The sequence below is a fragment of the Dactylosporangium sp. NPDC005572 genome (assembly GCF_040605515.1).
Classification (GTDB): Bacteria; Actinomycetota; Actinomycetes; order Mycobacteriales; family Micromonosporaceae; genus Dactylosporangium.
On the sequence record NZ_JBEXCY010000059.1, the window covers coordinates 1 to 26,036 of the forward strand.

At 72.1% G+C, this 26,036-nt stretch carries 18 protein-coding genes; 11 read left to right on the forward strand and 7 right to left on the reverse strand.

Annotated features, from left to right (window positions below):
• Positions 1-195 precede the first annotated feature (195 nt).
• Positions 196-1,404, reverse strand: coding sequence for a hypothetical protein (locus ABZS66_RS26470; protein WP_354762075.1), 1,209 nt, complete (start codon positions 1,402-1,404; stop codon positions 196-198).
• A gap of 82 nt (positions 1,405-1,486) precedes the next feature.
• Here ABZS66_RS26470 and ABZS66_RS26475 point away from each other — a divergent pair, with 82 nt between their 5' ends.
• Positions 1,487-2,716: an MFS transporter gene (locus tag ABZS66_RS26475; RefSeq protein ID WP_354762077.1), complete on the forward strand. Its 1,230-nt coding sequence runs from the start codon at positions 1,487-1,489 to the stop codon at positions 2,714-2,716.
• Here the strand turns inward: ABZS66_RS26475 and ABZS66_RS26480 are convergent.
• Positions 2,683-3,582: a LysR family transcriptional regulator gene (locus ABZS66_RS26480; protein WP_354762079.1), complete on the reverse strand. Its 900-nt coding sequence runs from the start codon at positions 3,580-3,582 to the stop codon at positions 2,683-2,685. The two genes, ABZS66_RS26475 and ABZS66_RS26480, sit on opposite strands and share 34 nt — an antisense overlap.
• Positions 3,583-3,903: 321 nt before the next feature.
• On the opposite strand from ABZS66_RS26480, the gene ABZS66_RS26485 reads away from it, so the two are divergent.
• From ABZS66_RS26485 to ABZS66_RS26510, 6 genes are all read left to right on the forward strand, one after another.
• A complete protein-coding gene (locus tag ABZS66_RS26485; protein WP_354762081.1) occupies positions 3,904-6,681 on the forward strand; it encodes a family 78 glycoside hydrolase catalytic domain in 2,778 nt (925 codons plus the stop codon).
• Positions 6,682-6,707: 26 nt separating this feature from the next.
• Positions 6,708-9,695 (forward strand): glycosyl hydrolase, encoded by a 2,988-nt coding sequence (locus ABZS66_RS26490; protein WP_354762083.1) that lies wholly within the window; start codon positions 6,708-6,710, stop codon positions 9,693-9,695.
• A 92-nt stretch (positions 9,696-9,787) separates the two neighbouring features.
• Positions 9,788-10,411, forward strand: a complete 624-nt coding sequence (locus ABZS66_RS26495) for a hypothetical protein (protein WP_354762085.1) — start codon at positions 9,788-9,790, stop codon at positions 10,409-10,411.
• Between the two features lie 47 nt (positions 10,412-10,458).
• Positions 10,459-11,136 (forward strand): response regulator transcription factor, encoded by a 678-nt coding sequence (locus tag ABZS66_RS26500; protein WP_354762087.1) that lies wholly within the window; start codon positions 10,459-10,461, stop codon positions 11,134-11,136.
• Positions 11,126-12,469, forward strand: coding sequence for a HAMP domain-containing sensor histidine kinase (locus ABZS66_RS26505; protein WP_354762089.1), 1,344 nt, complete (start codon positions 11,126-11,128; stop codon positions 12,467-12,469). Before ABZS66_RS26500 ends, ABZS66_RS26505 begins: the two co-directional genes overlap by 11 nt.
• 49 nt (positions 12,470-12,518) lie before the next feature.
• On the forward strand, positions 12,519-12,839 hold the full coding sequence (locus ABZS66_RS26510; protein WP_354762091.1) for a PepSY domain-containing protein: 321 nt from the start codon (positions 12,519-12,521) through the stop codon (positions 12,837-12,839).
• Between the two features lie 129 nt (positions 12,840-12,968).
• Here ABZS66_RS26510 and ABZS66_RS26515 read toward each other — a convergent pair whose 3' ends face one another.
• Positions 12,969-13,385 (reverse strand): nuclear transport factor 2 family protein, encoded by a 417-nt coding sequence (locus tag ABZS66_RS26515; protein ID WP_354762093.1) that lies wholly within the window; start codon positions 13,383-13,385, stop codon positions 12,969-12,971.
• Between the two features lie 80 nt (positions 13,386-13,465).
• On the opposite strand from ABZS66_RS26515, the gene ABZS66_RS26520 reads away from it, so the two are divergent.
• The gene (locus ABZS66_RS26520; protein WP_354762095.1) at positions 13,466-14,269 is read left to right on the forward strand and encodes a helix-turn-helix transcriptional regulator; all 804 of its coding nucleotides are present in this window, start codon (positions 13,466-13,468) and stop codon (positions 14,267-14,269) included.
• On the opposite strand, the gene ABZS66_RS26525 is transcribed toward ABZS66_RS26520, so the two are convergent.
• Positions 14,238-15,185 (reverse strand): SDR family oxidoreductase, encoded by a 948-nt coding sequence (locus tag ABZS66_RS26525; protein WP_354762097.1) that lies wholly within the window; start codon positions 15,183-15,185, stop codon positions 14,238-14,240. The two genes, ABZS66_RS26520 and ABZS66_RS26525, sit on opposite strands and share 32 nt — an antisense overlap.
• Before the next feature lie 119 nt (positions 15,186-15,304).
• On the opposite strand from ABZS66_RS26525, the gene ABZS66_RS26530 reads away from it, so the two are divergent.
• Together ABZS66_RS26530 and ABZS66_RS26535 are read left to right on the forward strand one after the other, a co-directional pair.
• Complete coding sequence (locus tag ABZS66_RS26530) at positions 15,305-16,156, forward strand: helix-turn-helix transcriptional regulator (RefSeq protein WP_354762153.1); 852 nt, start codon at positions 15,305-15,307, stop codon at positions 16,154-16,156.
• 172 nt (positions 16,157-16,328) lie between these two features.
• Entirely contained in the window at positions 16,329-17,612 is a 1,284-nt protein-coding gene (locus ABZS66_RS26535; protein WP_354762099.1) for a phosphatase PAP2 family protein, read from the forward strand.
• A 48-nt stretch (positions 17,613-17,660) separates the two neighbouring features.
• On the opposite strand, the gene ABZS66_RS26540 is transcribed toward ABZS66_RS26535, so the two are convergent.
• From ABZS66_RS26540 to ABZS66_RS26550, 3 genes are all read right to left on the reverse strand, one after another.
• Positions 17,661-18,737 carry a hypothetical protein gene (locus ABZS66_RS26540; RefSeq protein WP_354762101.1) on the reverse strand — a complete coding sequence of 359 codons (1,077 nt, stop codon included), beginning with the start codon at positions 18,735-18,737 and terminating at the stop codon, positions 17,661-17,663.
• A 130-nt stretch (positions 18,738-18,867) separates the two neighbouring features.
• The gene (locus ABZS66_RS26545; protein WP_354762103.1) at positions 18,868-22,872 is read right to left on the reverse strand and encodes an RHS repeat-associated core domain-containing protein; all 4,005 of its coding nucleotides are present in this window, start codon (positions 22,870-22,872) and stop codon (positions 18,868-18,870) included.
• Between the two features lie 66 nt (positions 22,873-22,938).
• Positions 22,939-23,094: a hypothetical protein gene (locus ABZS66_RS26550; RefSeq protein WP_354762105.1), complete on the reverse strand. Its 156-nt coding sequence runs from the start codon at positions 23,092-23,094 to the stop codon at positions 22,939-22,941.
• A 197-nt stretch (positions 23,095-23,291) separates the two neighbouring features.
• On the opposite strand from ABZS66_RS26550, the gene ABZS66_RS26555 reads away from it, so the two are divergent.
• A complete protein-coding gene (locus ABZS66_RS26555; protein ID WP_354762107.1) occupies positions 23,292-26,000 on the forward strand; it encodes a putative Ig domain-containing protein in 2,709 nt (902 codons plus the stop codon).
• The last annotated feature ends 36 nt before the right edge of the window (positions 26,001-26,036 follow it).

A 26,036-nucleotide genomic window follows, 5' to 3' on the forward strand; every position in this document is an offset into this window, starting at 1 on the left:
CTCATCGCGTCCATGGCGCTCGTGGCCTACCTGACCCGCAGCCGCGTCGACGCCAACCCCGTGCGGGCCTTCTGAGAGGAGCTCACAGATGCGACTGCCGCTGGTCGACGACGAGGTCGGCCTCGCCGAGACCGTCCGCGACGGGCTCGCCGCTGATGCGCCTCGACGCGGCCGTCAGCGGCCTCGCCCGCCGCTTCACCCCACCGATGGTCGGCGCCGCTTCTCCCGGACCGCAGAGTAGACCATCAGGCTGCCGAGGATGGCGACCAGGGCCAGGGAGGCACCGTAGGTGCCCAGGCCGAGCCCGCCCTTGGCGACCGGTTTGGTGAAGAAGTCTCCGACGGTCGCGCCCAGCGGCCGGGTGAGCACGAATGCGAGCCAGAAGATCAGCACATTCGGGATCCAGCGGATCCGGGTGGCGATCGCCAGGACAGCGAGGACGCCGGTGATGAGCACGGCGCCGCCGAGGTAGCCGAGCCCGAAGCTGTCGGAAAGGAAGTCGCCCATCGACGTGCCGAGGGTGTTGGAGATGAGGATCGCAGTCCAGAACAGCATCTCGCCACGGAACGTGTCGATGCGATTGATGTCGAACGGCATCCCTGTCGCCCGCCAGACCACAAACACGATCGCCAGCAACGCGACCAGGATCGCCGCACCGACCGGATAGCCCATACCCAGGCCCTGTGGGCCCCGACCGAGCGTATGGGCGCCCTTCGCCAAATACTGAGCACTGGCGTCGCGATTCATGAAGTCCGACATGGTCGTGCCGGCCATGCTCGTGGACAGGATGACCGTCCAGTAGAAGACCGGGTTGTAGCGGTCCGAGCGCAGCTGCACCACCAGCGTCACGACGAAGATCGCAACCAGCGACACCGCGCTCAGGAAGTACCCGAGCCTCAGCGTCTGCGAGAACAGATCCCCTGCGGTCTCACCGAGCGTAGTCGCCGATATTTTCATGACCCAGAAGGCCAGGGTGATCTCCGGCAGCTTTCGTATCACGGCCCTCACCCTGCGCGCGCTGCCCGTCGGCGCTGACGACGTCGGCTGCATCGCTTTCGCGGGCATCAGAAACCTCCAGATCGGCTCGGAGGCGGGACGGAGACCCACCATCGGCACGATGACGTTCCGCGCCCGCTGGCCACCGACCAGCAACCCATCTCCTCGGCGATGCGGCGGCCTTCCTGTGCCGGACCGGCGTTCGTGCCCGAATGACCGGCACGCAAGGCCCAGCGAACGAGTTCCATCCGGCGGACGCACATAATCTCCTACAAACTGTAGGGGCACGGTGACGCCGGTGCCGCAGAATTCGCACGGCCCACCCGCCGGTGCTTTCAGCCGGTTCTCAGCTACGTGGTGCAGCGGCTCGCGGTCGCGACCCGCCTCGGGCTGCCAGCCGAGCAGCATGCTCTCAAGCGCAGGCTGTGGATGACTGCGGCACGTGCACTACGCTGCGGAACTCGGCCGCCGCACACCAAGGGAGCCTCCGATGGACGACAGCCCCGCGTTGCCCCGCGCATGGCGGGTCGGCGTCATCGCGGGGATGGCCTCATACCTCGACGCAGCGGCGATTGTGTCCACCTCCGTCGCGTTGGTGCTGTATCAGCACGCTCTCGGTCTCACCGCGAGCCAGGTCGGCCTGCTGGCCGGCACGCTGGCGTTCTCGATCGCGGCCGGCTCACTGAGCGGCGGCCGGCTGGGCGACGTGCTCGGCCGGCGGGTCGTCTTCACCGCGACCGTCGGGCTGGTCGCGGCTGCGGCCGGGCTGCTCGCCATGGCCACGAGCCTTCCGCTGCTGCTGGCCGGCGTGACGCTCATGGGCCTCGGGATCGGCGCCGACCTGCCCGCGTCGCTCGCGACGATCACCGAGCTGAGCGGCGACGGGCGGCGCGGCGCCATGATCGGCCTGTCCAGCGTGCTATGGCTCGCCGGCATCCTCGCCACGAAGATCATCGCAGCGGTCGCCGGCGACCTGGGGCGTACCGGCGGGCAGGTGCTCTTCGCCCACATCGCGGTCGTCGCCGTCGCCGTAATGCTCTCCCGCCTGACGTTGCCGGAGTCCCCGAGCTGGATGCGGAGCCACCAGCAGCAGCGGGTCGATGCCCGAACGCTGTTGCAGGCGCCGTACCGCAGGCCGTTTCTGGCGCTGGTTGCGTTCTACGCGCTCACGAACCTCTTCGCGAACACGTTCGGCCAGTTCGGCACGTACGTAGCTGTCAATGTTGCCGGACTGACCGTGCGCACCAGCGTGCTGATGACGCTGCCGGTGCTGCCGATCGGGATCGCGCTCGGACTCTGGTTCATGCGGGTGGCCGACAGTCCGGCCCGCATGCGCTACTTCGCCATCGGCGGCGCCCTGCTCGTAGCGGGACCGCTGGTGCCAGCGCTGTCCGGTTTCACGGTGACGTCACCGGCGGCGACCGGCGTTCTCGTCGCCGCCGGTTCGAGCCTCGCCTTCGAGCCGATCATGAAGGTGTGGACCCAGGAGTCCTTCCCGACGCTGCTGCGGTCCTCGGCCCAGGGCATCGTCATCGCGGTCGGGCGCTGCGCGGCAGCCGGCTTCGCCCTGGTAACGCCGGGCCTCCTGGAGCGGGCGCCGCGCGGGCTCTACACCGGCCTCGGCATCGCGGTCACGCTGGGTCTGGTGACCGCCTGGTCGACGTTCCGACGACCGGACGGTGCGCTTCAGCCCGCCGCGGCGACATCGGCGATCCGCTGACGCAGCCAGGCGTGACCGGCATCCTGGTCGTGGGACGGATGCCACCACAGCGCGACCTGGAACTCGGGCGCGTCGACCGGCCCCGGCAGTACGCGGACGCCGCCGAGCGCAGCGAGTCGCCGGGCGACCCGGTGCTGCAGGATCGCGATGTGGTCGGTGGTCTGCGCCAGTAGGACGGGCAACGCCACATAGGTGGGAACGGTGACCCTGACGCGTGGCCGCACATTCCAGGACTCGAGTGCGGCGACGACCGGGGTCGGTGCGCCATGGAAGGACGTAACCCAGGTCATCTGCTCAAGGCGTTCCGGCGGCGGGGTGTCGGTGAACGGCGACCGTTCGCCGACCACGTACACCCAGTGATCGGTCCAGAGATCGGCAGCGGGAAAGCTCGTGACCACTCCCCTGGGTGCCACAAGCGCGTCAACGGACCGCAACGTCGATTCGAGATCCCGCATCGCCGCGTCGGTGAGGCCCACGAAGTCGAGCTTGACGTCGGGCGCGTCGGCCATCGCCGGGATCAGCCTTTCACCGAGCGTCAGCAGCGCCACATCAGCGACCATTATCGAAAACGTCCGGCCGGAGTCGGCGGGATCAAATCTCGCGGTGTGCAGCATGACATCCGCCACCGCCGCCAGCGCCTGTTCCACCATTGTCAGAATGTCGGCAGCCAGCGGTGAGAGGTCGAATGTGTTGCCGTTGCGAATCAGCAGCGGATCACCGAAATGCGCGCGTAGCCGGTTGAGTGCGGCGCTCGTCGCGGGCTGGCCGAGCCCGAGCCGAGCGGAGGCCCGCGTGACGTTGCGCTCCTGCAGGAGTGCCCGCAGCGCGGTCAGCATGTTGAGGTCGAGTCCGGCCACATCGTCCACGCTCCGTATCGTACGGCGCCCCACGATCCCGGCTCCGGACACACCGGCCACACATCATTGAATGCATTGATGGGCCTATCAATGGAAACGATATGCCGATAGAACACCCCGGAACACCGGTGCACCCTTGACGCTCCGACAGGCCGGTTCTTATGCTGAGCCCACACCCACCCCTGAAACGTTTCATAGATTCAGCACACACCGGCCCGCCACCCCAACCGCCGGTGAACTCCGCACGCATTCACACCCGCGCAGGGCCGTCAGGTCCGCGCCGAACCATCCTGCCCAGCGACACCACACCGTTCAGACGCAGGAGACCGCATGCACGCCACCGCACCACACCGCAGGCTGGCGCTCACAATCGCCGCCGCCGCCGCGTTGCTCGCCGCCGTGGTCGCCCCACCGTGGTCGCAGGCCCGGGCTGACCGGCCGGACAAGATCAGCGTCGGCAGCCTCACCACCGAGGACCTCGTCGACCCCCTCGGCATCGACGCCACCGCGCCACGGCTGAGCTGGATCGTCGGCGCCGGCTACAACGGCGCCGCGCAGACCGCGTACGAGATCCGGGTCTCGTCGCAGGCCGACACCCGCGGCGACGTCTGGTCCAGCGGCAAGGTCCGCTCCGCCCAGTCCTTCGACATCGCCTATGCCGGCCGGCCACTGCAGTCCCGCACCCGCTACCACTGGTCCGTCCGTGTCTGGACCGACGGCGGCCCCACTCCGTCCGACTGGAGCCGGACCGCCTGGTTCGAGACCGCCTTCCTGGGCCCGGCCGAGTTCGGCGGCGCATGGATCGGCCGGGAGAGCACCGCGGCGGCCACCGCGACCCCCGAGGTCCTGCTCCGCAAGGAGTTCGACCTCCCCGACCAGCGGATCGCATCCGCGCGCGTCTACGTGGCCGGCCTGGGCTATCACAAGCTGTATCTCAACGGCGCCCGTGTCGGCGACCACGAGCTCGACCCCGGGTTCACCGTCTTCGACAAGACCGTTCTCTACGTCACCCACGACGTGACCACCCAGCTACGCCGAGGGTCCAACGCGATCGGCGTCAGCCTCGGCCACGGCTACTACACCGGCTACCCGGTGCTCAAATTGCAACTGGACGTCACCTATACCAACGGTCGAAGCACCAGGATCATCACCGACGACAGCTGGCGCACCGACGACGGCCCGACGCTGACCAACGCTGTCATGAACGGCGAGACCTACGACGCCCGCGCATACCAGCCCGGTTGGGACCGCGCCGGGTTCACCGCGACCGGCTGGGATCCCGCGCTCGTGCGCACCGCCCCCGGCGGGGTGCTGAAGGCCCAGGACCAGGAACCGATCCGAGTCACCGGCACCCTCGCGAAGCCGGTCACCCGCCAACCAGCCGTCGGCACCACGGTCTACGACTTCCGCACCACCCGTGCCGGCTGGGCGACGGTCGGCCTGCGCGGCCCGGCCGGGGCAGCCGTCACCATGAAGTACGGCGAGAAGCTCAACGCCGACGGCACCGTCACCAACGCCGGCGGTATCGGCGGCGGCGGAACGGCGCTGCAGGCCTACACCTACACCCTGCGCGGCGAGGGCACCGAGACCTACACCCCGAGCTACAGCTACAGCGGGTACCGGTACCTGCAGATCACCGCCCCCGCGGGCGTCACCGTCACCGCGGTCACCGGCCGGACGCTCAACTCCGACGTGGCCTCCACCGGCGGCTTCACCAGCTCGAACGAGCTCTACAACCGCTACCACGCGGCCATGCGGGCCTCGATCCTGAGCAACCTGCACTCGATCCCCACCGACACCCCCATGTACGAGAAGGCCGGCTGGACCGCCGACGGGCACCTGTTCGCCGACTCGGCCCTGCTGAACTTCGACACCGAAGCCTTCTGGGCCAAGTGGATGGCGGACCACCGCGACATCCAGTCCGCCAACGGGCAGTTGCCCGACCGCGTGCCGGGAACCTGGTCACCCAGCGCCGACCCGATCTGGACCGCGAGCTACGTGCTCATCAACTGGACGCTGTACCAGCAGCGGGGCAACACCGCAGTGCTGGCCGACAACTACGCCGGGCTCAAACGCTGGCTCGACTACTACCGGGGCGTGATCTCGGCGACCGGCTACCTCTACACCGGAACCACCTACGGCGACCACGAACCGGCCGGCGGCGGCCCGGACAACCCGGGCAACGCGACGTTCCCGCGTACCGCCGACAACCGCGCCGTCGGTACCGCGTTCATCTACCTCACCGCGACGAAGCTCGCCGAGATCGCCCGGGTCCTCGGCAGACCCGCTGACGCCGCAGGATTCGACGCGTTCGCCCGGACCATCCGCACGGCCTACAACGCGGCGCTCTACAACCCGGCCACGAAGCTGTACTCGGCGAACCCGCCCGAGTACCGGCAGACCGACAACCTCGTCCCGCTCGCGTTCGGCCTGGTTCCCGAGGCCGACCGCCCGGCGGTCTGCGCCAACCTCGCCGACGACGTCCACGTCGCGTGGGCCGACCACCTCGAGACCGGTGCCGTCGGCACGAAGCTGTTCATGCCCGTGCTCACCGAATGCGGCCAGCTCGACCTCGCCTACCGCGCATCGGTCAATCCCACCTACCCGGGCTGGGGATGGTGGTTCCAGACCGTCGACGGCCTGAACACGGGCGCCGAAACCCTCATCGTCGACACGATGTGGGAGGCGTGGTGCTGGTTCCCCTCGACGAACTGCCTCACCGACTCCTCCCGATCCCACAACCACGCGTTCCGCGGCACCATCGACGACTGGCTCTACGAGTACGTCGCCGGGATCCGCGCGACCGCCCCGGCGTACCGGCAGGTACAGGTCAAGCCCTACCCGGTCCCGGGCATGACCCATGCGTCGGCGTACCTCACCAGCCCGCTCGGCAAGGTCAGCTCCGCCTGGACCCGCACGGACCGCACGTTCACCCTGCGCGTCCACGTCCCGGTCGGCGCGACCGCCGACGTCCTGCTCCCCATCGCGGACGGGCAGACCGCCTCCGCCACCGGCGGCGCCAAGGCCCTCCACATTCGCGACGGCTACGCCACCTACCGCGTCGGCTCCGGCGACTACACATTCACAGCCGCAGCCAAGCGTCGCTGAAGACACCCCACGTAAGGAGTTCCCGCATGTCCAGCAACATCAGCCGACGTCGGCTGCTACAAGCCGGCGGTGCCACCGCCGGCGCCACGCTCCTCGGCACCAGCGGCCTCGCCGCCGTCCCCGCATTCGCACACACCGGCTCGGGCGGCCGGTCCGCTGACTGGTTCACGGCGCCGGACGCCGCCACCCGCGCCCAGTTCCGCTGGTGGTGGCCCGGCGCCCACGTCGATACCAACGAGATCGCCCGCGAGGTCCACCAGATCGCCGACGCCGGCTTCGGTGGCTTCGAGATCGCTGACGTCTACGACAGCGTCAGCGCACCGATGGATCCGGCCGTCTACGGCTGGGGCACCCCGCGCTGGAACGCCGCCGTCGAAACCGCCCTCGCCACCGCCAAGCAGCGGGGCCTCCTCACCAGCATCACCATCGGCCCGCACTGGCCCTCCGCCGTGCCCGGCGTGCTGCCCGACTCGGCCGCCGGCGCCAAGGAGCTCACCCACGGCCGGGCCACCGTCGAGGCCGGCGCGTCCTTCTCCGGCCCCGTGCCGCTGCCGACGACCAGCCCCAGCGGCACCTCGACCGCAAACCCGAACCCGCCCGTGAGCCCGGTCCTCGTCCGCCTGTTCGCCGCCCAGGTCACCACCGCGACGCTGCCCGCGAGCGGGCCGGTCGAGCTGGTCCAGGGCAGCCTCACGGACCTGACCGGCCGGGTCGCCAACGGCGCCGTCTCATGGACCGCGCCGGCCGGCGGCAACCCGTGGGTGCTCATCGCGATCTGGCAGCGCGGCACGGGCCAGATCGTGAACATGTTCGACGGCAACCCGAACAACTCGCCGGTGTCCGTACCCCAGGCGTACGTCGTCGACCACTTCGGCCGGGAGGGCGCCGACGTCGTCGTACGGCACTGGGAGCGCGACCTGCTCACCGCCCGCATCCTGCGCCTGCTCAGGGACACCCATGGCTCGATCTTCGAGGACTCCCTGGAGCTCAAGACGGTCAAACACTGGACGCCGGGCCTGCCGAAGGAGTTCCAGCGCCGGCGCGGCTACGCCGTGGAGCCGCTGTTGCCGATCGTGCTGGCGGCAACGCCCCAGTTCACCTACCCCGGCGTCGACACGACCCGCGTGCGCCGCGACTACGACCAGACGCTGAGCGACCTGTGGATCGACAACCGGCTCAAGGTCTTCGTCGACTGGACCGAGTCGCGCGGGCTGTTCTACAAGAACCAGGGCTACGGCACCACCGTCGACGTGGTGCTGTCGGCCGCCCTGACCGGCCAGGCCGAGGGCGAGTCGCTCGGCTTCGGGGTCGTCTCCGACGGCTTCCGCGCGCTCGCCTCCGGCCGCGACCTCAGTGGCCACCCCGACCGCAAGATCTCCGACGAGCTCGGCGCGTTCAGCAACCGCGGCTACCGCACCACGTGGCAGGACATGCTGGAGACCGCCAACGGCAACTTCGTCAGCGGCGTCAACGAGGCGGTCCTGCACGGCTTCGCCTACGCCGCCGCACCGGGCACGCTGTGGCCCGGCTTCGCCGCGTTCTCCCCGTTCCGCAACAACACCTCCATCGGCTTCGCCGAGGCGTGGGGCCCGCGCCAGCCCACCTGGAAACATATCCGCGACGTCTCCGGCTACCTGGCCCGCACCCAGGCCGTCCTGCAGGCCGGCAAGAACACCGTCGATCTGGCGTTCTACCGGCAGGACTTCAACCGCTCCGGCGGCTACTTCACCGACACGAGCCTGCTGCGCGCCGGCTACAGCACGGGCTACCTCAGCCACGGCGTCCTGGACCTCCCCACCGCCGTCGTCCGGCAGCGCCGCCTCGCCCCGGCCGGCCCCTCATACAAGGCCTTCATCGTCAACAACCAGGCCACCATGCCGCTCAAGGTCGCCAAGCAGATCCTGTCCTTCGCCCGCGACGGCCTGCCGATCATCGTCGTCGGCACCCCGCCGGGCGCTGTCCCCGGCTACTTCCACGCCGCCGCCGATGACGCCGCGCTGCAGCTGGTCGTCGCCCAGCTGCTCGCCCAGCCCACCGTCAAGCAGGCCGCCGCGTCCGGCGACGTCCTGGCCGCCCTGCAGAGCCTGGGGGTCCGCCCGTCTGCCGCGAATGCCCGGGCGGCTGACGTCTACTCGGTCCGCCGCCGTGACGATCACGCCGACTACTACTTCCTGCACAACATCTCCGCCGCCGCCGAGGAGCTCGACGTCTCGCTGGAGGGCGACGGTGTACCGCACACGCTGGATCCGTGGACCGGCGCGATCACCCCGATCGCCCGCTACGACGACACCCAGCGGGGCCGGGTCACCGTCCACGTCCGCATCGGCCCGAAGGACGCGATCCTCGTCGCGCTGCAGGAGCGCGGCAAGGCCCCGTCCGTCCACGCGGTGACCGCCGACGTCGACGTCCGGTACGACGGTGACCGGCTCGTCGCCCGGTCCTCGACGGCGGGCACGTTCACCGTCACCCTGCCGAAGGGACGCACGGCGAAGGTCGCCGTGCCCGGGGTACCGGCGCCGATCCCACTCACGTCATGGCGACTCTCGGTCGAGGACTGGCAACCCACCAACCCGACCGCCGACGACATGGCCGCCACCCTCACGACGAAGACCACCCTGCCGACGCTCACCCTCAACTCGCTGCAGCCCTGGCCGCAGCTCGCCGACCTGCAGGACGCGTCCGGCATCGGCACGTACACCACCACCGTCACGCTGCCGGCCGACTGGAACGCCGACCTCGGCGCGACGCTCTCCCTGGGCGAGGTCCTCGACACGTTCCGCGTCACCGTCAACGGCACCCCGGTCGGCCCGGTCAACCAGCTCAGCACCACCGTCGACATCGGGCGGTGGCTGAAGCCCGGCGCCAACACCATCACGGTCGAGGTCGCCACCACCCTCAACAACCGCCTGCGGATCACCCGCCCGACCCCGTGGGGCGGCCAGTCCCGGCAGGCATACGGCCTCGTCGGCCCGGCCATGCTCACCCCGTACCGCGAGACGCAGATCAGGACCTGACCGGGCGCCGCCACCGATCGAGCGCTCTCCGGCGGGCAGCAGTCACGCCCGCCGGAGAGCGCTGCCGCACCACGACCATCCGAGGTGAACAGATGGACCCGCACGCACGGCCGGCCGGCACCACCCGCCCACCGGCACGCTTCCTCGAGGACGCCACCTGGATCAGCATCGGCGCGGCGCCGCTGAGCCGGACGCCATCCGCGTTCGTCGTGCGCCGGCGGATGATCCTCTCCCGGCGGCCGGACACCGCCGTGCTCACGGCCGCCGCACACGGCCCGCACCAGGTGTTCGTCAACGGGACCTGGGCCGGCGGCACAGGAACGGACGCCGGAACGACCGTCCCCGACGTCTACCAGTACGACATCACCGCACTCCTCGCACCCGACCTCAACGAGATGCTCCTCGTCGTCGGTCGTCACCGGGGCGACAGCGACGGCACCCCGGCCGCCTCGGTCCTCGGTCCTCGGTCAGCTCAACCTCACCAGCGACAACGCCAGGACCGTCATCGCCACCGGACTCGACTGGCAGGCAGCGCCCCGACATCCGGACGACCCGACGAGCATCCCGCGGATCGGCCGCGAAGCCTGGACGGCGGCCGTCCGGGCCGCCGGCCCGACTGTGGACAACCGGCACCGCCTCCGCTGGTCGCAGCGGTCCGCACGACGGTAGGGCTGCGGCCGGTGCCCGCGGTCCGGGTCCGCCGTCGTCAAACTTGACAGTTCCTACAACTCGTAGGAGCTTTGAGCCCGGATCGGAGGTGGCCGTGCGGGTACTCGTGGTCGAGGACGAGCCGCGGCTCGCCGAGGGCCTGCGGGCCGGCCTGGTCGCGGACGGGTTCGCCGTCGACGTCGCGCACACCGGCACCGACGGGCTCTGGCTGGCGCGGGAGGTGCCGTTCGACGCGATCGTCCTGGACCTCATGCTGCCGGGACAGAACGGCTACCAGGTGTGCCGCACCCTGCGGGACGAGGAGAACTGGACACCCGTCCTGGTCCTGACCGCCAAGGACGGTGAGTGGGACGAGGTGGAGGCCCTCGACACCGGCGCCGACGACTATCTCACGAAGCCGTTCTCGCACGCGGTGCTCGTGGCTCGGCTGCGCGCGCTGCTGCGACGCGGCGCGCGGGAACGACCCGCGATCCTGTCGGCCGGTGACCTGCGCCTCGATCCCGCGTCAGGGAGGGTCACCCGCGGCGGTACCGAACTGACGCTCACCCGCCGCGAGGCCGCGCTGCTGGAGGTGCTGCTGCGCCGCCGTGGCGAGGTCGTCAGCAAGCGCGAGATCCTGGACCACGTCTGGGACTTCGAGTTCGACGGCGGCACGAACGTCGTCGAGGTACACATCGGGCGGCTGCGGGACAAGGTGGACCGCCCGTTCGGACGGCAGGCGATCGAGACCCACCGCGGCTTCGGCTACCGGCTGGCCGCCGATGGCGGGTGACCGGCTGCGCGGCTCCATGCGGTGGCGGACCACGGCCGCGGTGGTCGCAGTGGTCGGTGCCGTCATGGTGGCCGGCGCGGTCGTCATGGTCGCCGCGTTCGGCGCGCTGCTGGAACGCGAGCTCCACGCGTCCGTCGCCGTCCGCGCCGCGGACGCGGCGCGGTTGGTCGACGGCGGCGGCGACCCGGCCGCCGGGCTGGCGGCCGATGACGACATCGTCCTGCAGGTGCTGGGCCCGTCGGGCGAGGTGCTCAGCTCCACCCCGAACGCACGCGGCCTCCCGGCTTTGACCCGGCTCGAACCCGGCCGGGCACGGACGGTGACGGTGCCCTTCGACGACGACCCCGTCCTGTTCGTCACCGCCGACGCGCGCGACGGCCGGCGGGTACTGCTGGGGCACAGCCTCGACGGCGTGAAGGCGTCGACCCGCTCGCTGGCCGCGCTCCTGGCGATCGGCCTGCCGCTGCTCACGATCGTCGTGGGCGCGGCCGCGTGGCGGGCCGTCGGACGGGCCCTCGCACCCGTCGAGGCCATCCGGACCGAGGTCGACGAGATCACCCGGTCCCGGCTCGACCGCCGGGTGACCCGGCCCCGGTCGCACGACGAGGTCGGACGCCTCGCCGACACCATGAACCGGATGCTGGAACGGCTCGAACGCGCCCGCGACCGCGAGCGCCGCTTCATCGCCGACGCCGCACACGAACTGCGCTCGCCGATCGCCGCCATCCGCCAGCAGTCCGAGGTCACGCTCCGCCATCCCACCGCCATCCCCGCCGCGACGCTGGCCGCCACCGCGCACGTCGAGAGCCTGCGGATGCAGGCCCTCGTCGAGGACCTGCTCCTGCTCGCCCAGGCCGACGAGGGCAGCCTCGGACTCCGCCGCCGCACGTTCGACCTGGCCGGTCTGGTGACCGCCGAGGCCGACCGGCTGCGCGACGCGACCGGCCGGCTCACCGTCGACACCGCCGGTGCGTCGTCCGCGTGGGTCGACGGTGACCCGGCGACACTGCGCCGCCTGCTGCGCAACCTCGGCGACAACGCCGCCCGTCACGCCCGGCGCAGGGTCACATTCACGCTGGCCACCGAGTCCGAGTGGGCGGTGCTGCGGGTCGACGACGACGGGCCGGGCGTTCCGGCCGACGACCGCGTCCGGATCTTCGACCGGTTCGTGCGCCTGGACGACGCCCGCGATCGGGAGACCGGCGGCAGCGGCCTCGGCCTGGCCATCGTCGCCGACATCGTCACCGCCCACCACGGCTCCGTCGTGATCGAGGACAGTCCGGCAGGAGGTGCCCGCGCGACGGTTCGCCTCCCGACTTCAGCGTCGCGTTAGGGGACACGGCGCAAGCTCTGGCCGTACGCGACAACCAACTGGAGGTGCAATGCAACGGCGAGCACGATGGATCCTCGGATCGGTCGCCGCTGGGATCATCGCGTCGGGCGCCGTCGGCGGCGTCGCGATCGCCGGCCCGACGGGTGAGAGCGACGCACCGATCACCGGTGCGGCCCTGGAGAAGGCGTCGGCTGTGGCACTCGCCCACGTCGGCGGCGGCAAGGTCACCGACACCGAGATCGGCGACGAGGACAGCTACTACGAGGTCGAGGTGACCCGGCCCGACGGCAGCCAGGTCGACGTCCAGCTCGACGAGCAGTTTGCCGTCGTCGGCACCAACGCCGACACGCCGGACGGCGCAGGGAGCTGAGAAGACTGGGGGCGGCGGCCTCCCTCACCCGGCCGCCGCCCCCAGCCGGCGAACGGAACCGGCATCCGAATGAGCAGCCCGAGGAGATCCGCAACCAGACCGACGACCTGGCCGGCGCCGTGCCCGGCTTCACGTTCCCGGAGAGCCGCCTGGTCGAGGCGACATGACGGCCTCCCACCAGACCAGGTTGGCGGCCACCTGGGCCGTCGGCTCGATGATCTCCCATCCCTCCGTGATCAACCCGTCGCCGAGCCGCCACATGTCGACGACCGCGATCTCCGGCCCGCCGGCCGGGAGCCAGCGGCGGGAGTACATCACGACGTGGTCGCCGTCGGCCAGCACCTGGTGGATCTCGACCTGCATGCCGGCGAGCGGCACCAGCGCGGCCCGGACGGCGGCGAGCCACTCCGCCTTGGTCGACGTGACGGCACCCGGCCGGTGGTGGACGAAGTCGTCGCTCAGGTGCGCGCCGAGCGCGTCGACGTCGCCCGTCTCGATCAGCCCGGCGAGCGCCCGCTGGACGATGCCCGTGTTCTCGTTGGTCATGGACGCAGTGTTTCCGCGAACGCCCGGCCTGTCGATGAACCGGGATTTCATGGCGTACCGCGGGACGATGGGTACGCTGCATGATCGTGTACACGGTCGGCGAGCTCCTGCGGCAGTGGCGGCACCGCCGGGGCCTGAGCCAACTGGACCTGGCGATCGCCGCGGACGTCTCGGCCCGGCACGTCAGCCTGGTCGAGACCGGCAAGTCGCGCCCGAGCGCCGACATGGTCCTGCGTCTCGCCGACCAGCTGCACGTACCGCTCCGCGACCGCAACCGGCTCCTGCTGGCCGCCGGCTTCGCACCCAGGTTCGCCGAGCGCCCACTCGACGACAAGGCCCTGGGGGCCGCCCGCGACGCGGTCCGCCGGGTGCTCCACGCACACGAGCCGTACCCGGCCCTGGTCTTCGACCGCCGCTGGAACATCCTGATGACCAACCGCGCCGTCACCCCGTTCCTCGCCCAGGTCTCCCCCGACCTGCTCCGCCCGCCGGTGAACCTGGTGCGGCTGGGCCTGCACCCGCGGGGCTTCGCCCAGCTGGTCGTCAACCTGGCCGACGTGCGTGCCGTGTTCCGCGCCCGCATCACGCGCCAGCTGGCCGTGGCACCCGACCCGGAGCTGACCGCGCTGTACGAGGAACTGCTGGCGCCGGGCCCGCAGGACGCCACGGAGGAGCGGGTCGAGGCCGACGTCGTGATCCCGATGATCCTCCGCGTCGGCGGGCGGGAGATCCGCATGTTCTCGACGATCACCACGTTCGGCACCCCGATGGACATCACCCTGGACGAGATCGCAGTCGAGTCGTACTACCCCGCCGACGCCGAGAGCGCGTCCTACTTCGAGGAGGCCCGCGTCAGGAACTGGGGGTCATCGACAGCTCGGTGAGGCGCTCGGAGACCTCCCACATGCGCCGCGCGTCGTCCTCGCCGCGCAGCCGGGAGTAGACGGCCTGCTCGGCGGGGGCGCCGGAGATGTGCTGGAAACCGCCGGGACCATAGACACGGGCGCCACGCGCCTCCGGGGAGGTCGCGCCGTACAGGGCCGGCAGCAGCGCCGTCTCGACCGTCCCGAAGAGGATGCCGCGGCGGCCGAGCGCGCGGATGACCCGCCCGCCCGCGGTGGCGCGGGCCCGGCCGACCTCGGGCCGCGCGGCCAGGAGGCTGGTGGCCGCGATGCCGGGGTGCGCGAGGTTGCTCGTGATGCCCCAGCCGGCCGCGCTGCTGCGCCGGTCCAGCTCGAGCCCGAACAGGCCGCACGCGATCTTCGACTGGCTGTAGGCGCGGAACCCGTCATAGGACCGTTCCCAGTTCAGGTCGTCCCAGTTGACGGCGTTGCGGTTGGCGGCGACGCTGATCTGCGAGGTCACCCGCGCGCGGCCCGCGCACAGCAGTGGCAGCAGGTGGCCGACGAGCGCGAAGTGCCCCAGGTGGTTGGTGCCGAACTGCAGCTCGAACCCGTCGGCGGTGGTCTGCCGGTCGGGTGGCGTCATCACGCCGGCGTTGTTGACGAGGATGTGGATGGGCCGGTGCTCGCCGCGCAGTGCGGCGCCCAGCGCGGCGACCGAGCTCAGCGACGCCAGGTCGAGGTCCCGCAGGGACAGGGCGGCGCCGGGGTACCGCCGCTTGATCTGGGCGACCGCGGCCTCGCCCTTGCGATGGTTCCGCACGGGCATGATGACCTCGGCGCCGGCAGCGGCGAGACGGGCCGCCAGGCCCAGTCCGACGCCGTCGCTGGCGCCGGTGACGACGGCGAGCTTCCCGGTGAGGTCGGGAACGGTGGTGTCCGGCCGGGTTCGTGCCATGGGTGCTTCCTCGCTCCTCGTGGTCGATGCCACCCCAGGCTGCGCCCGATCCGCCGGGTTATCCACGGCCTGTCGATCCCAGGCTGCGCTCAGGCGCCGGTGGTACAACGAAAAACATGATCGATCGAGCCGGGCTCGCCGAGTTCCTGCGCCGCCGCCGGGAGTCGCTCCAGCCCGAGGACGTCGGCCTCCCGCGCGGGCGGCGGCGCCGGACCAACGGGCTGCGCCGCGAGGAGGTCGCCACGCTCTGCCACCTCTCCGCCGACTACTACAGCCGGCTGGAGCGGGAGCGCGGACCCCGCCCTTCCGAGCAGATGATCGCCTCGATCGCGCAGGGCCTGCACCTGTCCCTCGACGAACGCGACCACTTGTTCCGGCTCGCCGGTCACCATCCGCCCACGAGGGGGACGACCAGCGAACACATCAGCCCCGGCCTGCTGCGCATCCTCGACCGGCTCACCGACACCCCGGCCGAGGTCGTCACCGAGCTCGGCGAGACACTGCGGCAGACCCCGCTCGGCGTCGCGCTGACCGGCGACCTCACCGGATACACCGGCCCGGCCCGCAGCATCGGCTACCGGTGGTTCACCGACCCGGCCTGCCGGGCGCTGTACCACGCCGACGACCACGCGCTGCACTCCCGCGTCTTCGCCTCCGGGCTCCGCGCGACGGTCACGCTCCGCGGCCCCGACTCATGGGCCGCCCACCTCCAGCGGCTCCTGCTCGCCCGCAGCGAGGAGTTCCGGACCGTGTGGGACGAGCACGAGGTCGGCGTCCGCTACGGCCACGTCAAACGCTTCGTGCACCCCGAGGTCGGCGTCCTCGAACTGACCTGCCAGGCGCTGCTCGACCCGGAGCAGTCGCACTCCCTGCTGGTCTACACCGCCGTCCCGGGCAGCGAGAGCCACGAGAAGCTGCAGCTGCTCGCCGTCATCGGCAACCAGCCCGTCACCCCCGCACAGCGTGCGTGAGGGCGACGCCCGCCGATCCCGTCGGGCCGCCCGGCGCTGACGACAGGACGAAGTCTGCGGCTGTTCGGCCGGTTTGATCGCCCGGCAAGGGGCGGTAACTTGCGTCATTGCAGGAGAACCTTGTCGATGCGACAACGAGCCGGCCCGCGAACGCCGGCATGGGGGTCAGTCAGTGACAGTGCACATCTCCACTCGCAGAATCGTCAGTCTCGTCGTCGCCGGCGTCATCGGCGCCGGCGCGCCGGTGCTCAGCGGCATGACGAGCGCCTACGCGGCCGACCCGGCCAGACCCGTCAACGCCGTCGTCGTGTGGGACCAGAACGCGCAGACCGCGATCTGGGACTACGCCCAGCAGCAACCGCAGGTGCAGGCCCGCAGCTTCGCGATGGTGCACGGTGCCGTCTACGACGCCGTGAACGCCATCGCCGGCAAGCCCTATCAGCCGTACCTCACGGCGCCGGCCGCGAACGGGCGGGAGTCCACCGACGCCGCCGTCGGTACCGCCGCCTTCAAGGTCCTCACCTGGCTCTTCCCGGACCAGCGGGACCGGCTCCAGCAGCAGTACGACGGTTACATGGCCGGCATCCCGGCCGGCCTGGCCAAGGTCCGCGGCAGCAACGTGGGCAGCCAGACCGCGGCCGCGATGATCAACGCCCGGCAGCGCGACGGCGCCTTCGGCGACGAGGCCTGGCCGGTCGGCACCCAGCCCGGGCAGTGGCGCCCGACGCCACCGACCAATGCGAACGCGACGGCGTGGGTCGGCAAGCTCAAGCCGTTCCTGCTGCCCAGCGTGTCGATGTTCCGCTCGTCGGGCCCGTCGGCGCTCACCAGCGCGCAGTACGCCCGCGACTTCAACGAGGTCAAGACCATCGGCGCGGTGAACAGCACCACCCGCACCCTCGACCAGACGCAGGCGGCGGTCTGGTGGCACGACCGGCACCTGGGCGAGTGGGAGATCAAGCGGCAGCTCGCCGTGGGCCAGCGCCTCAGCACCATGCAGACCGCGCGCATGTTCGCCCTGGTCGACCTGGCCGAGGCGGACGCGACGTCGGCCTGCTACAACGAGAAGGGCGCCTGGCTGTTCTGGCGGCCGGTCACCGCGGTCCAGCTCGCCGACACCGACGGCAACCCGGCCACCGCGGCCGACCCGGCGTGGATGCCGCTGCTGGTCACCCCGCCGCACCCGGACTTCACGTCGGGGCACACCTGCTTCACCGCGGCGAGCATGTCGGCGCTGGCCTTCTTCTTCGGCCGCAACGACATCACGTTCAGCGCGTTCAGCTCGGCGTCGGGCACGACCCGCACGTTCACCAGCTTCTCCGGGGCGATCGCCGAGGTCATCGAGGCCCGCATCTGGGGCGGCATCCACACTCGCACCGCCGACGTCGAGGGCGCGAAGATCGGCCTGAAGACGACGGCGTACGCGGTCACCCACTACTTCCAGCCCCGTCGATAGCCGGTCCGGGCCGGAGAGGAGCGGTCCTCCTCTCCGGCCCGTGGCCGGTCAGCTCTGGCGCAGTGCCGGCATCGGGATCGGGATCTGGTAGGCCGTGGCGCCGGCGCCCATTCCGCCCTCGCAGGTGTTCGGCGGGACGGTGCCGATGCCGCGGGTGGCCGGCCGTTCGGCGGCCCAGAACATGTAGCCGAGCAGGCCCGCCGTGGTGCCGGCGCCGTTCGGTGCCGCCGACTGCACGAACGTGCCGGTGGTGCGCTGCAGCGACGCGGCGAAGTCGGTGCACTCCGGCAGGGGCCGGTTGCCGTAGGCGACGTACAGCGCGCCGGTGAACTTGGCCGGGGCCAGCGGCGGCACCGGCGGCGCGTACTGCGGCTTGCCGTCGAGGTGCTCCTGCCAGTTGCCGACGGCCGCGCTCGCCGACGGCTGGCGGGCCGGGACCATCGCGTTGGCGTAGTCCAGGACCGGGCGGTCGGTGCGCAGCCAGTCGGCGGTCGCCTTGCGGTTGACGGCGATGAGCCAGCGGGCGCCGGCGGCGACGTCGATGGTCAGCCGCGCCGCCGGGTCGGCTCCGGTCGCGTCGTACGGCAGCGCCGCGCGGTACGCGTCGATGAACGCCTGCAGACCCACGAGGTCCGGGTCGGTGTTCTCCTCGTAGTCGATCTCGATGCCGACCCCCAGCCGCCGCGCGACGGCGGCGGCGTTGCGGCCGAGCTGCGCGGCGTTCTCGGCGAGCGCGGCGTTCCAGGCGTCGGTGTAGGTGATGCCGCCGATCGAGAGCATCACCCGGATGCCGCGCGCGGTGAAGTAGCCGACGATCTCCGGCGTCATGCCCCGCGGGACACCGGCGACGGTGGTGGCGTCGCCGGTCAGGTGCAGCAGCTTGAGCGGGTCGACGAAGCTCAGCACGACGACGTTGACCGACGGGCGGCCGTCGCCGCGGTCCACCAGCCAATGGTTCTGGGAGTCGAACTCGGCCACGGTGCGCGCGGTGCCCCACGTGCAGAAGTCGTTGCCGCAGTGCCAGGCACCGTAGATCTGCAGCGGGGTCACCGCCGCGGCGGCGGGCCGCGCCGGCGCGACGAGGACGGTGGCGATCAGGGCGAGTACCGCGAGGATTCGGCGCATCGGAGAGCCCTTCATCGATCAGGAAAGAAACCTGACAATAGGGCGGTCCGGAGCCCGCGACCGTTACGGTCGGGTCGTGACCGAGGCCGATGTCTTCGACCGCGACCGCGCGAGCACCGTGCCGGCGGCGCTATGCGGTGCAGGGCGCCGGTGGGGAGCACCGCATCCGGCGGACGAGCTTGCGGGCGGCGCCCGACAGGACCTTGCCGCCGTAGGCCTCCAGGGCGCCCTGCCAGGCGCCGTCGACGGCGGCGCCGCGTAAGCCGGACCAGGAGAAGTTTCCCGTCTCGACCGCGCCGACGAGGTAGTGGAGGGCACCGCCGAGCGCGCCGCCCAACGCGCCGCAGACGCCCGGGGCGAACGGGCCGATGTACCGCACGACGGCACGCTCGCAGCCCTCGGTGACGGCCTCGGCGACCATGTCGATGACCTCGTGCGCGGCCCAGACGACGACGTCGACGACGACGTCCAGGGCGGCCCGGGCGACGCGGCCCAGCCAGTCCCAGAAGTCGAGGCCGGACGGGTCGGCGTGGTTCAGCGGGTTGTTGCCGGCGTACGCATACGGGTGCAGCGTCGTGGCCGCGAGGGGGTCGCGGGTGAGGAACTGGGCGGTCGCCGGGTCGTAGTAGCGCGCCTGGAGGTACAGCAGGCCGCTGCCGGGGTCGGTGTACTGCCCGGCGTAGCCCAGCGGCGACGACGCGCCGGTGGAGCGGACCGTGCGACCGAACGCGTCGAACGTGCGGGTGCCGGTGACGGCGCCGTGCTCGTCGGTCAGCATGCGGACGCTGCCCTGCGCGTCGGTGTGCAGATACGTGACGGTGCCGTCGGCGGCGATCTGCTCGATCGGGGCGCCGTCGGGACCGTACACGTAGACGTTTGTGCCGTCGCCGAGCAGCAGCGGGGTCGCCGCCGCGTGGTCCCACGTGTAGCTAGCGGTCGCGGTGCCGTGCCGGGTCGAGGTCCGCTGCCCGTCGCCGTCGTACTGGTGGGTGATGTCCGGCCCGTACCGCGTGAGCCGGTTCGCCTGGTCGTACTGGAGCGCGACGGCGCCGCTGCGGGTGCGGTTGCCCTGTGCGTCGTAGCCGTCGCCGCGCAGCTGCCCGGCCTCGTCGAACTCCTGGGTCGTGCCGTCGGGGAAGCGCACCAGGTTGCCGGCCTTGTCGTAGCCGACCTCCTGGCCGTCGACCCTGCCCAGCCGGTTGTGCTTGTCGTAGCCGTACTCGGTGCGCTGCGGCGGGCCGGCGCCGAACGTGGTGGTGGCGGCGATGACCTGCCCGGTCCAGTCCCGCTCGTAGTCGAACTTCGCGTCGTGACCGGTCACGATCGACTGGCCGTGGGTGGTCGCGACGCCGTTCGGGAACCGGGCCTCCTGCAGCGCGCCGCTGTCGTCGTAGGTGAACGCGGTCGCGTGGCCGAGCCAGTCCTTGACCTCGACGACCCGCCCGGCGCCGTCGTACCCGCGCTCGACGACGCCGGCCGGGTAGCGGATCCGGTCGATGTCGCCGGCGCCGTTGTAGTGGTAGCCGACCGCGTGCCCGGCGCCGTCGACGACCTCCTGGAGGCGGCCCGCAGCGTCGTAGTCGTAGCCGGTGTGGCCGCTGGCGTCGTCCATGGTCTTGCGCCGGCCGGCCTGGTCGTAGCCGTACCGCACGCCGGTCGTCCCGTCGGAGTACCCGATGGACAGCAGGTTGCCGGTCCGGTCGTAGGCGAGGCGGGTGACCCGGCCCGACGGGTCGGTGATGCTGGTGACGTTGCCGGTGCGGTCGTGGCCGAGCAGGGTCGTGCGGCCCAGCGGGTCGGTCATCGACGAGATCCGCCCGAGCGGGTCGTAGCCATACGTGGTGGTGTTGCCCGCCGGGTCGATCTGCCGCAGCGGCCGGCCCGCCGCGTCGTACTCCACCTCCTCGACGCTGCCGTCCGCCCTGGTCACCTTGCGCTGGCGGCCGGCCCGGTCGAACTCGAACTGCGTGAAGTTGTTGTTGCGGTCCAGCGTCGAGCGCACGTTGCCGTCGTCGTCGTACCTGATCGTCGTCGTGTGCCTGGCCGCGTCCTCGACGACGAGGGGCTGGCCGGCGCCGTTGTAGGTGACCGATGTCCCGCTGCCGCCGCCGGGGCCACCGAGGACCGTGACCCGGCCGGCCTCGTCGTAGGCGCGGGCCGTCACCACCGACCTGCCCTCGGCGGGGAAGACGATCTGCTGCTGGACGTTGCCCCATCTGTCGTACCGCAGCTCGGTGCGCTGTCCCGCCCCGTTGCGGATGCTCGTCACGTCGCCGGGGTGTGCGGCGTCGGCGTGCTCGTACTCGATCGTGTTGCCGGTCGCGTCGGTGGTCCCGACGAGGTTGCCGCCGTCGAACTCGTACTGCGTCAGCTGCTGCACGGGGTCGACGACCTTCGTCGTGCGGCCTTCGTCGTCGGTGGTGTACGCGGTCGTGCGGCCCTCGGCGTCGGTCACGCTCGCGACGTCGCCGGCGCCGTTGTAGGTGAAGCGGGTGCGCCCGCCGCCCGCGTCGGTGACGGTCGCGACGAACCCGTCGGTGCCGTAGCCGTACCGGGTGGTGGCGGCGTCGGCGGTGCCGTGCCCGCGGGTCGTCTCGGTGAGGCGCAGCCCGTGGTAGACGTACTCGATGACGTCCCCGGCCGGGTTCGTGACCGTCGTCGTGCCGCCGCCGGCGGTGGCGCCGTCACCACGGTACGAGATGAGGGTCTTGCCGTCGGTGGGGTCGATCCGGTCGGTCACCCGGCCGTCCGCGCCGTAGGCGGTGCGCCACTCGCCGCCCTCGCCGCTGACCTCGCGGACGAGGCGGTGGTCCTGATACTCGAACCGGCGGGTGCGTTTGTCGGCGACCTCGGTGACCTCGGTGAGGTCGCCGGCGGGGCTGTACGCATACGTCCAGACCTGCCGGGCCGGGCCGGTGACGCGCTTGACCCGGGGGCCGTCGTACTCGAAGACGAGCTTCCGCCCGGCCGCGTCGACGACCTCGGTCAGCCGGTCGCCGGCGTAGGCCAGCCGGGTCAGGGTGCCGTTGGCGTCGGTCTCCCCCACCAGCCGGCCGCCGGGGTCGAACCGGTAGCGCACGCCGGTGCCGCGCCGGGTGAACCGGAACCCGTCGCCGTCCCCGACCAGGGTGGCCAGCGTGCCGGGCGGGGCGGTGAACGCGTCGCCGTCGCGGCGGAACCGCAGCTCGGCACCGTTCTCCTCGCGCACCGTGGCCGCGTCCCCCGTCAGCGTCAGCGCCATGGCGTAGCTGTCGGTCCAGCCGTAGCCGAACCGCGACGGGGACGTGGAGCGGGTGGAGCTGTAGGTGCGGGTCAACGTCAGGGGCACGCCGCGGCCGGGGACGGAGATGTCCGTGTACTGCTGGACATACGCCCCGGTCGCGCAGTTCACGGTGAGCCCGTCGCCGCACGCCACACCCGGCCGCTGCGACGCGCTCGGTGCGCCGCCCTGCGCCTCGACGGCTGGCGCGGCGGCGTCGAGCACGCTCGGCGCGGGCGCCTGGGCCAGCGCGAACCAGACGCTGCCGCCCGGCGGGACGGCCGGGTTGAACCGCACGACGCCGCTGCGCCCGCCGTCGCCGATGCGCGCGAACGTCACGCCCGGGCCCTCGAACCCGGTGCCGCCGAACGGGCAGCCCAGTGGCGCCACACCCTCGAAACGCCCGCACAGGCCGGGGCCGCCGAACGCGAACACCGGCGCGTCCGCGACGATGCGCAGCTCCCGCACCGCCGCCGGGGTCGCGTTGCGCATCCCGACGAGCGTCGCGCCGGTGGCACCGTCGAACGGCTCCTGCGCCGGGTCGGCCACGACGGCCACCCGCCCGTCCCCGCCGACCACGACCAGCGTGGCGCAGCCGGTCGCCGCGCCGACGGCCGGGCACTCGCCGAACGGCGCGCGCGTGCCGGCGGCCTGCGCGGTCATGCCCTCCTGCGCCTGCCACCCGCGCGCATAGGCGACGGACACGGCGGTGTGGTGCGCCGGCGTCGCCGCGACGGGATAGGCGGGCCCGGCGGGCCGGCCGGGCCGGTCGTGGCCCGGCCGCGGCTCCGCGGCGCCGGTCGCGAACAGGACCAGCGCCGCGGTCAGGGCGGCGAGCAACCGCCTGCCCGAACGGAGGGATGCGTGGAGGGCCACGCCGATCACTATCCGGCAGAGGCGTACCGCGGCACGCCCGCCGAAGGTTGCCTACCGGGCGACCGTTCAGCCGCCCCGTTCCGGGCAGCGCCGGAAGGGCTCCTGGTGGGCACCGGGAGCCCCGGCGGTCAGGAGCAGCGTCCGTCGTTGCCGTGCGAGCTGGAGTTCCCGGGCCGCCGGGCCCTGCGCGTTGACGCCGACCATCGCCACGCGACCGTCCACATTGGTGTCCACGGCGAGCGAGCGACGTTCTCGGTCGTTCGTACGAGCTTCACCTCCTGGCCCCGCGGGCCATTGGTGGTCAGCTCATGCTGCGGCGGACGGGCAGCGCGAATCCTCAGTAGACACACGGTCGAAGCGGAACGGCTCATCCGGTCGGCCCAATGCCGGAATCGGCGGCCGCTCCTAGGCTCGGCGCCATGTGGCGGTTCCCGCACGGTGGAAGACAGGCCTACCGGCGTATCACGGCAGCCGCGCTCACGCTCGTCGTGGCGGCCGGCGGCGCGGTGCTTGTGTCGCCCGAGCGCGCCTCGGCGTTCTCGTCGGCGCTGGACTACAAGGTGCACCAGGAGATCACCTCGGTCCTCGGCTGTCCGCCCGACCCGGGGCCGTTCACCGACTGCTTCCAGCCCGAGAGCCTGCAGGTGCTGCTCAACGCCGTCGCCGCCCCCGACAGCCTGCTGTCCGGGGAGACCCAGAGCTCCGCGCACTGCGACAACGGCGACTACGTGCCGGCCGCGGACGCCGCCGCGCCGGAGACCGTCGTGCCGCTGCTGCGCCGGATCTGGACCGATCCCCGGCTGAGCGACGCGCCCGGGAACCGCGGCACCATGAGCCAGCGGCGGCAGCTCATCTACGACACGGTCCGCGCGTTCCTCGCCAAGTATTCGCGGTTCGCGCGCATCACGCTGCGCCCGCGGTTCGTGTTCCCGCAGTCGCTGCTGCGCCTGTGGCTCGCACCCGGCATCCCGGCGGAGCTGCGGTCCGAGCAGGGTCAGCGCACCCGCCTGGCGAAGTACCTCGCCGACCTGAGCCGACCCGCCGACGAACGGACCCTGACGATCCTGTTCGGCGTGTGGAGCCGCCCGCCGTACGACGGCGTCGGGCAGAGCGAGGCGAGCGCGGCCGCGGCGATCGCGGACTGCGTCACGCGGACGCGGGCCCGGACCAGGTCGGCGGTGACGGCCGCGACGACGGCGGCCGGCGACACCTACCCGCCGGCCGGCCCGGGCGTCGGGCCGAGCTGCACCGACATCGCGGCCCTCAACCCCGGCGACGCCGGCCCGGCCCTGCCCGCACGCACCGCCAAGTGCACCGCGCTGTACCAGCTGGGCCGCGCGCTGCACACGATCCAGGACTTCTACGCCCACTCCAACTGGGTCGACCCGCCCGGGGTCCCCGGGCAGCCGCTGCTGCTCCTCCCGGCGGGCCTGAACCGCACGACACCGACCGACCTGTTCGACCCGGCCGCCGCGTACACCGGCGCGGCCCCGGTCATCGAGCGCGGCCTCGTCACCGGCTGCTACCCGACCGACAGCCGTCCCGACTGCACGGCGCTGCTGTACCACGGCACCACCAGGACCACCGGGCTGCCCGAGCCGTGGGCCCTCGCCAAGGACGACACCCGCTTCGACAAGGCCCGGGCCCTGTACTCCCGGCGCGCCGGGCTGGACACCGCCAAGGCCGTCGCCCGGGAGGCGACGCTGCGGCACTGGCGCCTGCTCCAGCAGCTCATGCTGGACCGGGCCGGCTCCGACCCGGTGGCCCGCGCGACGGTCCGGACGGCGATCTGCGTGCTCACCCACGACCAGCCCGCCGGCTGCGCGCAGCAGACGCCGCCGCTGGCCATCACCACGGCCGCGCTACCGGACGGCACGACCGGCAAGGTGTACCCCGAGTTCCTGGTGACCGCGAGCGGCGGCACCGCGCCGTACTCGTGGTCGGCGACCGGGCTGCCCGCGGGGCTCACCCTCGACCGGGGCGGCCGGCTCACCGGCACCCCGGCCACGGCCGGCACGACGACGGTGACCCTCACCGTCCGCGACGGGCTGGGCTTCACCGCGACCGCCACGCGGAGCCTGACGATCCGGCCCGCCGTCCCGACCACCGTCGTCGACCTGCCGCTCAACGCGACCATGGCGACCGCCGGGCCGGACGGGCGGATCTGGGTGACGGCGTGGGAGGACACGCTGACGCAGCCGGTGACCCTGATCAAGGCGGTCGACACCGGGACCATGCAGGTGCAGACCTACGCGCCGCTGGCCGCGGGCACGACAACCATCTCCGCGCTCGGCAACGACCTGGCCTTCGACGGCGCCGGGCACCTGTGGATGGTCGGCAGCTCCCGCACGCCCGCGGTCGGCACGCAGGTGCTGGTGCGCTTCATCCCGGCCACCCGGGCGATCGCCCAGTTCCCGTTGCCCACCGGCTGCCGGAACGTGCACGGGCTGTTCCGGGCCTCCGACGGGTACCTCTGGATGCGCTGCGTCCCCGCGGTCACGGGTGACCCGAACGCCCTGGTCCGCATGGCCCCCGACGGCACCACCACCCGCATCCCGCTGACCGCCGCAGGCGTCGTCAACACCAACGCACTGGCGGCCGGCGCGGACGGATCGGTCTGGGCGCCCGCGCCCGGCACCGGCGGCATCCTGCAGGTGACCAGGGACGGGCGGCAGGCGCTGTACCCGGACTCCAACGGCCTGGGCACCACCGGAGTCGTCGGCGACGGCTCCGCCGTGATCGAGGTCGGCCTGTGCCCGCTCAAGCTCTCCCAGTACTGTTCGGCGCCGGTCGCGGCGAACGGGACGCAGGGCAGACCGACGCCGATGGCGGACCCGGTCGAGCCGCTGATCTCCGACCTCACCGACGGCACGGTCTGGGCGATCGGCATGGACACCACCGGGAGGGTGTCGCCGACCGGCCTGTACACCTTCCAGGCCACGGCCGGCCCGGACACGCTGCAGTCCCCGTTCTCGCTGCCGGTGCAGCCGCCCCTCCTCGGCCTCCTCGCCCCGGTGCAGGGCCGGCCGGGCGTGCAGCACCTGATCCTGGTCGCCGGGGGCCGGCTGTGGCTCGTGCACGACAGCCCGGTGCGCGGCAGCCTGCTCGGGGTACCCATGCCGGGCTGACCAGCCGGACGGGTGCGGCTGGAGGAGCTGCGCCGC

Excerpts from the sequence above, each read along its gene's own strand:
- ABZS66_RS26525 (WP_354762097.1), bottom strand. The coding sequence starts at position 15,185 with ATGGCACGAACCCGGCCGGACACCACCGTTCCCGACCTCACCGGGAAG.
- ABZS66_RS26495 (WP_354762085.1), top strand. The coding sequence starts at position 9,788 with ATGGACCCGCACGCACGGCCGGCCGGCACCACCCGCCCACCGGCACGC.
- ABZS66_RS26475 (WP_354762077.1), top strand. The coding sequence starts at position 1,487 with ATGGACGACAGCCCCGCGTTGCCCCGCGCATGGCGGGTCGGCGTCATC.
- ABZS66_RS26485 (WP_354762081.1), top strand. The coding sequence starts at position 3,904 with ATGCACGCCACCGCACCACACCGCAGGCTGGCGCTCACAATCGCCGCC.
- ABZS66_RS26555 (WP_354762107.1), top strand. The coding sequence starts at position 23,292 with ATGTGGCGGTTCCCGCACGGTGGAAGACAGGCCTACCGGCGTATCACG.
- ABZS66_RS26540 (WP_354762101.1), bottom strand. The coding sequence starts at position 18,737 with ATGCGCCGAATCCTCGCGGTACTCGCCCTGATCGCCACCGTCCTCGTC.
- ABZS66_RS26470 (WP_354762075.1), bottom strand. The coding sequence starts at position 1,404 with ATGCTGCTCGGCTGGCAGCCCGAGGCGGGTCGCGACCGCGAGCCGCTG.
- ABZS66_RS26490 (WP_354762083.1), top strand. The coding sequence starts at position 6,708 with ATGTCCAGCAACATCAGCCGACGTCGGCTGCTACAAGCCGGCGGTGCC.
- ABZS66_RS26505 (WP_354762089.1), top strand. The coding sequence starts at position 11,126 with ATGGCGGGTGACCGGCTGCGCGGCTCCATGCGGTGGCGGACCACGGCC.
- ABZS66_RS26510 (WP_354762091.1), top strand. The coding sequence starts at position 12,519 with ATGCAACGGCGAGCACGATGGATCCTCGGATCGGTCGCCGCTGGGATC.
- ABZS66_RS26520 (WP_354762095.1), top strand. The coding sequence starts at position 13,466 with ATGATCGTGTACACGGTCGGCGAGCTCCTGCGGCAGTGGCGGCACCGC.
- ABZS66_RS26515 (WP_354762093.1), bottom strand. The coding sequence starts at position 13,385 with ATGACCAACGAGAACACGGGCATCGTCCAGCGGGCGCTCGCCGGGCTG.